General features: G+C 64.0%; 17 protein-coding genes. 2 read left to right on the forward strand and 15 right to left on the reverse strand.

The window, feature by feature from the left end:
* Positions 1-26 precede the first annotated feature (26 nt).
* From DACI_RS17145 to DACI_RS17215, 15 genes are all read right to left on the reverse strand, one after another.
* Complete coding sequence (locus tag DACI_RS17145; protein ID WP_157059664.1) at positions 27-1,421, reverse strand: DEAD/DEAH box helicase family protein; 1,395 nt, start codon at positions 1,419-1,421, stop codon at positions 27-29.
* A 35-nt stretch (positions 1,422-1,456) separates the two neighbouring features.
* Entirely contained in the window at positions 1,457-1,681 is a 225-nt protein-coding gene (locus tag DACI_RS17150; protein WP_043781781.1) for a hypothetical protein, read from the reverse strand.
* 3 nt (positions 1,682-1,684) lie between these two features.
* Positions 1,685-2,074, reverse strand: a complete 390-nt coding sequence (locus DACI_RS17155; RefSeq protein WP_012205244.1) for a hypothetical protein — start codon at positions 2,072-2,074, stop codon at positions 1,685-1,687.
* A 13-nt stretch (positions 2,075-2,087) separates the two neighbouring features.
* On the reverse strand, positions 2,088-2,366 hold the full coding sequence (locus DACI_RS31360) for a VRR-NUC domain-containing protein (RefSeq protein ID WP_043781785.1): 279 nt from the start codon (positions 2,364-2,366) through the stop codon (positions 2,088-2,090).
* A 2-nt stretch (positions 2,367-2,368) separates the two neighbouring features.
* The gene (locus DACI_RS17165) at positions 2,369-2,674 is read right to left on the reverse strand and encodes a hypothetical protein (protein ID WP_043781787.1); all 306 of its coding nucleotides are present in this window, start codon (positions 2,672-2,674) and stop codon (positions 2,369-2,371) included.
* A gap of 2 nt (positions 2,675-2,676) precedes the next feature.
* Positions 2,677-3,243 carry a 3'-5' exonuclease gene (locus DACI_RS17170; RefSeq protein WP_012205246.1) on the reverse strand — a complete coding sequence of 189 codons (567 nt, stop codon included), beginning with the start codon at positions 3,241-3,243 and terminating at the stop codon, positions 2,677-2,679.
* Entirely contained in the window at positions 3,240-3,461 is a 222-nt protein-coding gene (locus DACI_RS17175; RefSeq protein ID WP_012205247.1) for a hypothetical protein, read from the reverse strand. The genes DACI_RS17170 and DACI_RS17175 overlap by 4 nt, the downstream gene beginning before the upstream one ends.
* The gene (locus tag DACI_RS17180) at positions 3,458-4,435 is read right to left on the reverse strand and encodes a hypothetical protein (protein WP_050771853.1); all 978 of its coding nucleotides are present in this window, start codon (positions 4,433-4,435) and stop codon (positions 3,458-3,460) included. The genes DACI_RS17175 and DACI_RS17180 overlap by 4 nt, the downstream gene beginning before the upstream one ends.
* 59 nt (positions 4,436-4,494) lie before the next feature.
* The gene (locus DACI_RS17185; protein WP_012205249.1) at positions 4,495-6,609 is read right to left on the reverse strand and encodes a DNA polymerase family A protein; all 2,115 of its coding nucleotides are present in this window, start codon (positions 6,607-6,609) and stop codon (positions 4,495-4,497) included.
* Positions 6,606-7,040, reverse strand: coding sequence for a deoxycytidylate deaminase (locus DACI_RS17190; RefSeq protein ID WP_012205250.1), 435 nt, complete (start codon positions 7,038-7,040; stop codon positions 6,606-6,608). The genes DACI_RS17185 and DACI_RS17190 overlap by 4 nt, the downstream gene beginning before the upstream one ends.
* Positions 7,041-7,102: 62 nt before the next feature.
* Complete coding sequence (locus tag DACI_RS17195; protein ID WP_012205251.1) at positions 7,103-8,038, reverse strand: recombination-associated protein RdgC; 936 nt, start codon at positions 8,036-8,038, stop codon at positions 7,103-7,105.
* An 11-nt stretch (positions 8,039-8,049) separates the two neighbouring features.
* Positions 8,050-8,364 carry an H-NS histone family protein gene (locus tag DACI_RS17200; protein WP_012205252.1) on the reverse strand — a complete coding sequence of 105 codons (315 nt, stop codon included), beginning with the start codon at positions 8,362-8,364 and terminating at the stop codon, positions 8,050-8,052.
* A 68-nt stretch (positions 8,365-8,432) separates the two neighbouring features.
* Positions 8,433-9,119, reverse strand: coding sequence for a DUF2815 family protein (locus DACI_RS17205; protein ID WP_012205253.1), 687 nt, complete (start codon positions 9,117-9,119; stop codon positions 8,433-8,435).
* Between the two features lie 61 nt (positions 9,120-9,180).
* Complete coding sequence (locus DACI_RS17210) at positions 9,181-10,572, reverse strand: DUF2800 domain-containing protein (protein WP_012205254.1); 1,392 nt, start codon at positions 10,570-10,572, stop codon at positions 9,181-9,183.
* Positions 10,573-10,641: 69 nt separating this feature from the next.
* Complete coding sequence (locus DACI_RS17215; RefSeq protein ID WP_012205255.1) at positions 10,642-11,307, reverse strand: hypothetical protein; 666 nt, start codon at positions 11,305-11,307, stop codon at positions 10,642-10,644.
* Between the two features lie 172 nt (positions 11,308-11,479).
* On the opposite strand from DACI_RS17215, the gene DACI_RS17220 reads away from it, so the two are divergent.
* Both DACI_RS17220 and DACI_RS17225 read left to right on the forward strand, forming a co-directional pair.
* Complete coding sequence (locus DACI_RS17220) at positions 11,480-11,674, forward strand: hypothetical protein (RefSeq protein ID WP_012205256.1); 195 nt, start codon at positions 11,480-11,482, stop codon at positions 11,672-11,674.
* On the forward strand, positions 11,667-11,978 hold the full coding sequence (locus DACI_RS17225) for a hypothetical protein (protein WP_012205257.1): 312 nt from the start codon (positions 11,667-11,669) through the stop codon (positions 11,976-11,978). The genes DACI_RS17220 and DACI_RS17225 overlap by 8 nt, the downstream gene beginning before the upstream one ends.

Below are 11,978 nucleotides of genomic sequence, written 5' to 3' on the forward strand. Positions count from 1 at the left end.
ACAAAGCGAAACGCGAAAGTATTTCGCTAAGTTTTGCGATATTTCTTCAGCCCCTGCCGCAACGCCTCGTCGACCGACACCCGGCTGCGCAGTCGGTACATCGCGGACTCTTCCACGGTGTCGCGCGCCACGAGCCGATGGACGGTGACCGGGCGGTCGTACCCGGACTGCATCTGGCGCGTGGGCCCGATGCGTTCGATTGCCTGGGCGTCGTTCTCGGCCGACCAGTTGGTCGAGAAGAAAACGCACTGGCAGGTGCCGTGCTGCAGGCCGTCGACGCCGTGGCCGGCGCTGGCCGGGTGCACGACCAGCATCTGCAGGCGCCCGGCCTCGAAATCCTCTTTGGCGCCCTTGTCGTCGAGCGTGCGCGCCTTGGGGAAGGCCTTGCGGATTCGGGCGAGATCGCTCTTGAAGTGGTAAAAGACCAGCAGCGGCATGCCTAGGGCCTCTTCGACGACAGACTTCAGCGCTTCGATCTTCTCGTCGTGCACCAGTGCCCAGGCGCCCTGGTCGTCTGTGTAGGCCGCGCCACTGGCGATCTGCAGTAGCTTCTGGCTTTTCGTGCCGGCCGAAAACGCCTCGATCACCTGGCCGTCGATTTCGGTGGCCAGCTCGCGCGCCATCTCGTCGTATTGCCGTTGCGCTGGCGCTGGCAGGTCCACGTAGATCACGTTTTCCTGCGGCGCGCCCACATCGACGTAGTCCTTGATGTCGACCACCAGGGTGATGTCGCGGATGGCGTTGCGGATCTGCTCTTCGGCGAAGGGCATGGGCTCGATCACCTGCTTTTGCGGGTCAGAACCAGGCACCGAGCGAAACCAGCGGTGCGAGAAAGCCGTGAACGAGTTGCCCAGGCGGTGGCCCGCGTCGAGGAACCAAGTTGGCCCCCAGAGTGCTTCCAGGCCGGCCAGGGCCGGCGTGCCGGTGAGGTTCACCCAGCGCTGCACCCGGGTGTGCGCCACGCGCGCCAGGGCTTTCGCCCGGCTGGCACCCTGGCCGGCCAGCCACTTTTTGCCGGACTTCTTGTGCGCCTGGATGGAGACGCGCAGGCCGCGCAGCTTGGTGGACTCGTCCACGACCACCATATCGAACGGCCAGTCAGGGCCGTAGTTGTCCACCAGCCAGTCCAGATTGTCGAAATTGATGGCGGTGATGTGGCAGCCGGCCTGGATGGCCGCGCGCCGCTTTTTCTCGTCGCCGATAGCAACTGCGATCGTCATCCAGCCGAAGGACTGGCCGAAGCTGCAGATGGCGTCACGCCAGGTGTCGCGCGCCACGCGCTTCGGGCCGATGATCAGGATGCGCCGGACGACGCCGAACAGAAGTAGGATGGCCAGGGCCTCCAGGGTCGCCGCAGTTTTCCCGGAGCCCATGCCTGCGAACACGTTACTCCGCGGCACCCGCAGCATGTGTTCTGTCATCTGGGGCTGCCACGGGCGGGGCGTGTACCGCTTGGTCATTCGGCCGGAGGCTGCAGGATGTCGGCGACCCGGCGCAGCGTCCGCGCAGCGTATGCGAAGAGGTCAGGATCGCCGACGGCCTCAACCTGGCTGACGATGAAGGTCGCAGCCGCGCCAATCGAGATATCCAGCGGATGGCCGGCGGCGGTGGCCGACAGGGCTGTGGCGAGTTCGCGCAGCGCGGCGTCGCGCTCATCCGAGTTTGGTGGAAGGGTGGGCATGGGTCAGACCTCCTGTCCGCCGGCGCGCAGGTAGCCCACGAAAGTCATGGCGCGCTGTACTGCCAGCGGCGCGACTTCCATGGCGGCGATCTCTTCCGCCGTCAAGAAGGTGCTGGGGTCGGCGCGAAACTCGTCTTCCCAAAGCTCGAATGCCGCAGCGTAGCGGGCCAGGGTGTCAGCCTTCGACTGTGCCGTTGGGGGCTGGGCGGTAGCTGCGCGGATTTTCGATTGGATTTCCTCGGGGCTTTCGGCTGAAGTCATGACCTTGCCGGATATCGTGATCGCGGTGTAGGGCGGCCATGCACGGCCCACCCATTCCATTTTTTCAATCAGGTCCGATTGAATAGTTGTCGTGCCCGAGTCGTTGGTATTGCGAACTTGGATGAGAGGCATAGCTGCTTAATCCTTATGCTGATTGGCTGTCGATCACATCGACAGTAAAACCCAACGCGCGCAATTCAGCGTGGCGGCGCAATTGGTCGGCTCGCGGCGTCGCTTTCGGTTTCTTGTATTCAACGAAGCGGAAATATCGGGCCACCAGTTCTTGGTGCTCTGGCGGGATAGGGTTGAGCAAAATGTCATCGGGCATGCCGTTTCGCCCCGGGCTGACAAACTTCAGCAGCAGGCGGCCGGCAGCCTTGTGGTTCTTGCGGTCGGCGCGCTCGATGGCTGATTCACGGGGCATGTTCAACGAATCGTGAACAGCGGGATACGACCGAAAAGACGAAACGTTCTCGGCGCTGTGCCTGCTTCCCACGGGTTAAAAATGTTGCGCTTCGCGTACATCTTTTCCAGTTGAAGCGCGTTCATCTCGTCGACAGCGGTCTTTTCGGGCGCTATCGTCAAGATGGCCCAGGTCCCGGGCAAAGCGGCCACGAGTTCGGCGCAACTTGGGTCTGTAAAAAGCTCAACCAGTGAGTGATCGTCGTTGTGCCGCGCGTGACGCGCCAAAGGCAGGTGATGTACAGTGCCGGCAGGTGAAATGACGTGCATAGTTATTGCCCCGTGGATTGAACTGCGGAATTGCGGTTCTTGATTTTGAAGAGATGCGCAACTTGGAATTGCGCATCTGCCAGTGCGTTGTGCGCGCCAGTACCCTTTTCGCCCGGGTCATATTCAATATGTGGAAACATATTGCGCACGGTGCGGAAGTCGCGCTCATTGGTGAAATACCAGGGGGCCTTCAGGCCCAGGCGCTGAAAGGCGCCGCCCACGATGGTCAGATCGAACGTCGAAGAGTTGCCCCACGGGCGCACGTCGTCATGGCGGCAGGTCTGCGCGATCCAGGCGGCAAAGTCTGCGAGCACCAGATCGATGGGCTCGCCGCCATAGGCAACCGCCTTGCGGGCCTCGTCGCCCTGGCGCAGCCACCAGAGCACAGTCCCTGCGTCGATGGTGCCGCCGTGCTTGACGCTGGAGGCGAGGTTGATCGTGCGGTTGAACGTCGGCCCCAGGGTCTGGGTGTGCAGGTCAAAGAAGACGGCACCGATCGACAACAGCGCGCCGGCCGGTGGTAGCCCCATCGTCTCGGTGTCGATCATCAGGTCGAAGAATTGAGTCATCGCGCCTGGCCCTTGAACAGGTCTTTGAAGACACCGTCGAAAGGATGGCCCTGCCCAACAGGGCGGGTTGCTTCCAAACGGGCATGGGCTTCGCGCCAGCGCTGCAGCTCGCCGGCCAATGCGATGGCGTCTCGCGAGAACTGGTCGCGGTTGATGGTCATGCCGTCCAGTTGCCGGTTGGCGCGCTGGACGAGGGAGTCGAGGTCGGGATAGATCATTCTTCGCACTCCACGAATTGGCCGTCGGCGTCCAGCAGATACCACTTGCCGGCCGCCACGCCGTTCTCGCCCACCTTCGACGCGCGGATGTGAATCAGTTCGCCGTCGTCGTTGAAATGGACCAGCACGATCGCGCCCTTTTCACCGGCCATCGCTTTCGAGGCCATACCGAGGGCAGCTGCAATCGCGTGTTCGCCAGTGGCTGCGGCGTGGCCGTAGTTGCCAGTGGCTGCGGCGTGGCCCCTGTAGCCAGTGGCTGCGGCGTGGCCCCTGTAGCCAGTGGCTGCGGCGTGGCCCTCGTCGCCAGTGGCTGCGGCGTGGCCCTCGTCGCCAGTGGCTGCGGCGTGGCCCTTGTAGCCAGTGGCTGCGGCGTGGCCGTAGTTGCCAGTGGCTGCGGCGTGGCCCTCGTCGCCAGTGGCTGCGGCGTGGCCCTTGTAGCCAGTGGCTGCGGCGTGGCCGTAGTTGCCAGTGGCTGCGGCGTGGCCCTCGTCGCCAGTGGCTGCGGCGTGGCCCTTGTAGCCAGTGGCTGCGGCGTGGCCGTAGTTGCCAGTGGCTGCGGCGTGGCCCTTGTAGCCAGTGGCTGCGGCGTGGCCCTCGTCGCCAGTGGCTGCGGCGTGGCCCTTGTAGCCAGTGGCAACGTCTTTGTCAGCAGCCTTGATCACCTCTTGCACCTGCTCTGCCACCCACTCGCGATCTGCGCCAACGACTTGGGCGATCTGTGCGACACGCAGTACCGGGTCCAGCTCCGGGCTGATCTTGCCGACCAGCCAGTTTGCGTCGTCAGCCCGGCCTGCTGCACGCAGCGCGCGGTAGACGGGTACAAACTGACCGCCCTGGGGGAATTGCTCAAGGAACCAGCGGTAGCCGCCGGTGCAGGCGCTCCATTCTTTGACTCGTTCCTTCGTGATCTCCAGATTGTTGGCGGTGATGGGGGTGGTGACGGGCATGTGGCGCTCCTTGGTTGCGAAATTCATAACGCAAATGCTAAATGAAATATCGCAAAAAAGAAAGCCCCTTGCGGGGCTGTGGAGCATCAATCTTTTTTGTATCGGTAGGCCTCGAAACCGGCTGCGGCCAGCGGGAGGTCTGGCGCCCATGCTGGGTTGGTGGCCAGGATCTCGACGAGCCCGGCCGCCGTGAAGTCGTCGGTGTCGGGCACCTCGGTCAAGGCCTCGTCATGCACCGACAGCACGGGCAAGTAGCCGCGGTTCTCGGCGACGGCCATGGACGGCGCCAGGATGTCGCGCGCGATGGTCTGGCAGCAGTTGCCGGTCATCTTGCCGCCGTGGGTGAAGACCCGCACCCACTGGCGCGTGGTCTTGCCTTCCTCGGACGCCTCGCCCCAGTAGGCGATGGTCTCGTCGCGCCCCTGGCCGACAATGTGCGGCTCGAAGTAGGTGAGGAACCGGCCGCTGGGCAGGCGCACAACCAGCCACTTCTGCCCGCGGTGCGAGACGGTACGCAGCTTGATAAAGGGCCCGGCGGTGAACACGGAGCCCGGGTTGCGGATAGCGTCCTTGGCCGCGCCACCCAGGGCGTACCAGAACTTGCTTGTGGCCGGGTGCCGCGCACGCCAGGCGAGCTTGCATGTCTCGCTAGCCACCCACTCGATTTCGTCGATTTCAAGAGACTCCAACTGCGGGTGCCCCCAGGAGGCCAGGTTCTCCCAGGCCTTGGCCACGTGCTGGGCCGGCACCATCTGCTGAATGGTGTCCCAGAAGTCGGCCATCTTCAAACCGTAGCTGCGGGCGAACGTTTGGTAGCCCGCCACGCCCCCCTGGTAGCCTGATGCCAGGTCGGGAACCTTGCCGAAAGCGTTGCGGTTTTTCTTCTCTACGTTCCAGGGGTCGCCGCCGATGATGCTCACCGCCGTGATGTTGTAGAGATCCGGCCCGGTGCCGGCGTCGTACTCGCGGAAGGCCTTAAGCTTCCATTCCTCCCGCGCGATCCACGCCAGCACCCGGCCCTCGATGTTTGACAGGTCGGCCACGACGAGCTTCTTGCCGGGGGCGGCCACCACGCACCCGCGCAGGGCGGCAGCACCCAGCAACATCAGGTTGTCGAAGAACAGGGCGTGGGTGCCCATCTTGAGGTGCTCGATATAGTCCTCGATCACCTCGGCCGATGGCAGTCCGCGGGACGGCAGGTTCTGGGGCTGGAAGAGGCGGCCCGCCCAGCGCCGCGTGCGGCTGGCGCCGGCGAACTGCAGGCCGCCACGGAAGCGCCCGTCTGGCGACACGGCCGGGTCCAGGGCGGCGTACTTCGCCGTGCTCGTCTTGTTGCTGGCTATGGCCAGCTCAATCATCTCGCGCACGTCGGCCGGCAGGCCAGGGTCTCGCAGCATCACCTGGAATGTACCGGCCTGGGTGTTGTCGAGTTCGTAGCCCAGGCGCTGGCCGAGGTACACCCGGAACTTCTCGCGCTGGCCCGGGGTGAACTGTCCGCCTGACAGCTGTGCGAAGCGCGTGGCGATGCGGGCCTTCTCTTCTACAGCCGCTCGCGCGCCAGCGCGTGTCAGCGCCTGGTCAACCTGAAACCCCCGCTGGTTGATCCGCTGATCCAGGTGCCATTCGGCAATGGCGGAAGCGTCCCAGTTCCAGGCGGGCATGCGGCGCACGCACTCGCGCATGGCCGTGATGTCGTTGGCCGCGTACTGCTTGAAGCGCTCCCACTCGGCAGGGTGAGTCAGGCGGGTGGCGCGCCGGACTTTGCGATTGTCCGGTTGGGGCTGGGTGAACAGGCGCACCAGCTTCTTGCCATCGGCCAGCTTCGCCATGTCCGCTGGAACCTTCAAGACCCGGCACAGATCGGCAAGCCCGCCGGGCAGGGCGTGCGACAGCGCCATCGCCATGCTGCACCGCCAGCGCTCGTCCGCGATGCGCGGCAGATGCGCTTGCGCCGGGCCGTTGTGGATCGTCCGGTCGAAAAATGCGTTGTGGGCCCAGGCCTCGCTGTCTGCGTCGTCCATGGCGTGGTACAGCTCGTCGTGCATCTCTTCGGCCGTGCAATCCCAGACGCGCGCCGGCCCGTCCCCGATTGCATAAGCAAACAGCAGGTCCTCGGCCACCTCGGCATATCGTGCGGTGCCGACCTCTTTCAGATCGCGCTCGGACCACGTCTCGCGGTCAAGCCAGAGCGGCGCGGTCACAGCGCACAGCCCTCGATCTGCACGCCAGCCTCTTCAAACAGCATGCGGGCCTCGGTCAGGCTGGCTGCCCAACGGGCCTCGAAGTCGGGCCGGGTGATGTAGACCACCCGGCGCACGCTGCGCTTGGCAAGAATGCGCAGGGCGCAACCGGCGCACGGGTGGTGGGTAACATACACGGTGCGCACGACGAACGAGGCGTTGGCCAGGGCGTTCTCTTCGGCGTGGAGCGTGAGCGAGAGCTTCAGGTCTCGGTTCTGCAGTCGCTCATCAGTGTCTGCGATGCCCGGCGGCAGGCCGTTGTAGCCGAAGGCAACCTGGTTCTTGGTGTTGCCCACGGCCACGGCGCCGACGCGCGTGGAAGGGTCCTTGCTCCAGATTTGCCCGATGGCTTCTGCCGAGGCCAGGAATTTGCGGTCTGTCTGATTGATCACGATGTGCTCCCTTGCGTTTTGGCAGCAGCCCGCGCGAGCAGACCGCTGGCGAAAGGCAGTGGTCAGCCGAACAGGTTGTCGAGTGCTGCCGGCGTGGCCGGAGTCAGGCCCGTGCGGCCTTCACCACCCAGTGCATCGATCAGATCGGGGATGAGCTTGGACAGCTCGCCCGTGGCAATCGCCACATCGGCGTCGAAGCCGCTGTCGTCCTGCGACTGGCCTTCCATCACGGCATCCAGCATCGCGACCTTGCGCAGCTGCAGGCCTTCGGTCAGCACAAAGCTCACGCGGTCGTCCCATGTCAACGCCAAGCGCGTGGGCAGCTTGCCGTGCTCGATGTGCTGGCGCACCTCGTCGATGTCCAGCGGATGGCGCGCATAGCGAACCCCGGCCTTGGACTCGTCGGCAGCCTTCAGTTCGCATTCACGGTCGACGGAGAAGAGAATCGGTGTGTCTTCCGTGGCAAGCCAGTGCGCCATGGCGGCCTGCGGACTTGTCTGGGTGTCCAGGAGCGCGAGCGCGAAGCCGGGGAGGGATTCCACCAGCAGGCTGACAACTTCGTCGGCGCGCGCCTGGCTGCCGGTGTCCAGCACCAGGGTGCGCTTCTGGGTATCGATCCAGACCCACATGGCGCCCTGCTTGGTAAAGGCCATGGGCAGCAGGTCCAGCTTGGCCTCGTCCTTGAGTTCCTTCTTTTCCTTCTTGCCGGGCTTGCGGCCTTCGTTGGCCTCGATGTGGGCGGCCTTTTCCTGAACCTTGCGCGCCAGCACGCTGGCCGGCAGCAGCTTGGCCTCGGTCATGAAGCGAAAGATCCACTGGCCGCCGATGTTCTCCGCGAGGGCGCCGTGTTCTTCTTGACGGGGCGGCACCCAGCCGACCGACCGTTCCTGGGTCGGACCGCATTCCGCGAACGGGGTTTTTTCGAGGGCCGCTTCCAGGGCGGCGAAGTCAGCGACCCAGGAGGCCGCGATGCGGTAGATGATCAGGTTTTTGAACATGATGTCTCCGATCAGCGAAGCTGCTCTATATGGCCACCCTGCACGCGCTCTTGGTTGAACCAAGTGGGGGCTTTGCCGCGGCCCGTCCAGGTGGCGTTCGTTGCCCGGTCGCGGTATTTGGCGGGCACTTTCATTCCACTGACGCCAGTGGGCTTGCGGACTTTGCTGAAGTGCGCCGCGATCTCAGCATCCGTGAGGCCAGCGGCCGTCATTGAGTCCTTGGCGTTTTGGAGCGCTTCTTTTTTGGCCATAGCCTCGCCGACCTTGATGCGCTCGCCCAAGTCGTGATATTGCAGACGCAACTGCGCCAACTCTTCGCTGTCCATTTCCAGTTCCTTTTTGAAAAACCCCCTGCCGATGGCAGAGGGCTTGTTTCACGAAGTGCGCGATGGTCTTAGAACAGGGACGCGGAGTCGACGGCTTCTTGCGAAACCTCTTCCTCGCCGAAGCCTTCTGCGGAAGTGGGGCCGGCGCCGAAGGGGTCTCCGTCGCGCAGAAACTGGACCGCTTCCAGCTTGGCATAGACCTGGTTGGGGATCATTTCGCCGCTGCTGGCTTTGAAGGCCTTGCCGGCGACGAACTGCACCTTCAGGTTGACATAGCAGCCGCGATAGGGCGCCTTGAGCACGTAGCCCAACCGGTCCGTGACATCGATGCCGTTTACCATGCCGCGGCCGTCTTCGGTAATGGTCACGTATTTGCCGTCCAGGAGCTTCGGGGCGATGATCTGAGGGCGCTGCTTGTTGCTGCACGAGATGAACAGCATGTCCTTGAACTCAGGCCGCACGGCGCCAGAGTCGTCGATCTTCGAGTTCCCGTTGCGCACCGCTTTTGAATTCGCGCTGATATTCACCAGCACGTTTTGCGCGTTGGCTCCCCACAGGGTCGTGGCAGCCTCGAGCAGGCCGGCCTTGGCTTGCGCGGCAGCGTCGGAGTCGGGCGCGAACAAACCGACCGCCTTGAATTTGGGCTCGGTCTTCTTGCCATTGATCTCGCCGGAGGCAGCTTGGAACAAGTCACCCCACTGCAGACGGATGTTCTTCAGGATTACAGGCTTGCTGGATGCGAAGTTCGATGCCATTTTGATTTCCGATCTTTAAGATTTACGAGTTGGCTTTTTGCGTATCGATGGCGCTCGGCAATTACTCGCCGAACAAAGCCGCCATAGGGTCAATAGGCGTGGGCGCGTCCTCGAAACCGTCTGCTTTGCACAGTGCCGGTCGCGGGTCTGTAGCCAAGGCGATCTGCGGTGCAGGCTCGCCCTGGGCAATAAGCGGCTGCAGGTCTTTCCACTTGCTGGGCGGAAGCTCTGCAGGCTGCGGGGGTTGGCCTTTGGGGGGCCGTTTTTGTTTGGACATCGCCTCGGCCATTGCCGGGCTGATGAGCTGGAAGAGGTACATGCGGTCGCGGGGAATGCGCGCGGCATGCAGGACAGCGGCGGCGGCCTCTTCGTCACGCCAGGTGCGCTTGGCCGCGCGGCCGGGCACGAGCTTGTAGGGCACGCCATCGTTGCGCACCACGGGCTCGCCGTTCTGCAGCGCGCGGTAGGTGGCCTCTTCAACATCCTTGGCCCACTGCTGGACGAAGGGCACCAGGGCGTACTGCGAGCCCAACATCAAAGGGTCAGGCCGGCGCAAGACTCCGCTCGTCGCTTCGCCGAAGCCGTCGAAGACAGTGCCCAGGGCTTTCGAGGTCTGCGCGTAGCAGGTGCCCTTGGCTCGGCAGAAAAAGCAGTTGTCGTAGTCAGGGACGAAGCGCGGCGCGGTGCGCGTCTCTTCAGCCTTGGCGGCCAGGAATTTTTCGACTTCCCGCAACTCGTCGATCGAGCAGGTGAAGCTGTCGGTATGGCCGATGAACGGCTGCACGATGGTCATCGTGACCGTCTTGACCTCGCCGAAGATATCGTGGGCATGGACCGCGCCGAGCGCATAACTGGCCATCTGCAGGTTCGGGCCCAGCAGCAGAGACAAGATTTCACCAGTGATGAAGTCCACGGACTCGTGGCGGATCACCTTGCCCGCATGGACACGCTTGCGGCCGAACTTCGAGTCCATGACGTGGAGCCAATCGGCGCCCAGCAGGATCACGTCGGCGCTGCCGTATGCATCTTCCTCGCCGGTGAACTGGCCGATGGGCACACGCTGCTCGACCAGCAACTCGCCGCCCAGTAGCTGGTGCTGCTCGCGGATGAAGGTCACGGCTGAAACGACAGCGTCGATCATTTCCTGGGTCACTTCGACCTCGGCCTCGACTTGAACCTCAGCGGCCATGCCCGCATAGAACTCTTCGTTCCAGGTCTCGCCCTTGCTGTCGCTCTCAGGGTGCACCCAGAAAACCAACTTCGCGCCCAGGTAGACCTGCGGGTCGCGCTCGGGGTTGAGCAACAGTTCCTCTTGCACCTGGTGGCACGTGGTGCCGGCGCGCGAGGCATCGCTGTTCTCGTTCGGGATGCCGTCCTGCGCCGCAGGGCTGGCCGTGCACGAGGTCCAGCGGTCTGCGCTGGATGGCGATAGGCGGGCGTGTTTCTTGGACATGGGCGTGTTGGGGGGGACCGCTACTTCGCAAACCCCCTCATGGAAGGGGCTTGCTGGAGGGGTTGTCGATCAGCCGAACAGCGGGTCCACCTCGGCGCCAGCGCTGGCGCTGGGATTCAGCAAGCTGTTGACGTGGGCCAGGATTGCGGCGTTCTGGCCCAGGTCCTTCAGGGCGGGCACGTTGGCAGCGCCGGGCTTGAACTTCTGGACGGTGGCCATCACCGCAGTGGCGCCGTGCGCAGGGTTCTGAGCCAGCGACTTCAGGCCTGCGACCACTTCGTCCCAGGTGGGTTCAGCGGCGCCCGAAGTCGCGCCCGAGGCAGTGGCCTGTTGGGCTGTTGCAGAAGGCTCGGTACTGGCACTGGTCTGTTGTGTGGCTGCAGCTTTCTCCGCAGCGGCGAATGCTTCCTTCTTGGCCAGGTAGTCGGTGCTCGACACCTGCGAGAACTCGTTTCCCTGGGGTGCGGCCTCGCCGGGCTTCTGTGCGAACACCAGCTTGTGGGCGTCGCTGGCCCAGTACACCGTGCCTGCAGGGTCGCCGTCGACGACAGGGGCTGTTTGGGCGCCGGCCGAAGCAGCGGCAGCAGCTTCGTCTGCCTCGATCTCCGCCTTGGTGCGGCGCTTGCGAGTGCCGGTGGCTGCGGTTTCGCCGGCGACTTGCTGGCCGGACTGGTAGGCGGCCAGCAACTGGCGCAGCAGGTTGTTGGTTTCGTCGAGCTTCGCTTCGATGGTCATTGTTGGCTCCGTAAAAACTTGCGAAATTGCGTTTGCGGAGCCTGCATTGTGCACGACATTTCGCGTTTGCGAAATAGCCAAGCCGAGTTCGTGGATTTTTGCGACACAATTTTGTGAAAAGCGAAATTCAACGCTAAAGTGCGCCCATCGCAAACACAACAAGGAGGCTGCGATGTTCGCTTTCCTCAAGCCGCGCACCGTGGCGCAGCTGCGTGAGCAGCAACTGAAAGAGGCCGAAAGGTCCCTGCTGACCTGGCAGGCCGCCCTCGAAGACGCCAACGCGATGAGCAAGATGTTTTCGGAGCGCGTGGCACGCTTGCGCGCCGAGGTGGCCGCACAGCAAGCCGCAGAGGGCGCCCGTGGCTGAGCGCATCACGCAACAGCAATCCCTCGCGCTGCAGCAGATGCTGCGAGACAAGCCGATGGGGTACGCCGACATGGAGCGGGCCACCCGCATGGCCGCCCGGCGCCTGGCGCGCTGGGTCAAGAAGCACCGCGCCGATCTGCACGTTGCAGCCTGGGCCCCCGACAAGAACGGCCGGCCCTTCGTTCCGGTGTTCGCCTGGGGAAGCCGGCCGGACACACCGCGTCCAGGGCGTGCACTCACCCCTGCGGAGCAGATGCGCAAGACCCGAGCCTCGCGCAGCCGCGCAGCTTCTGAGGCTCGATGA

It is taken from the genome of Delftia acidovorans SPH-1, from assembly GCF_000018665.1.
GTDB classification, from domain to species: Bacteria; Pseudomonadota; Gammaproteobacteria; order Burkholderiales; family Burkholderiaceae_C; genus Comamonas; species Comamonas acidovorans.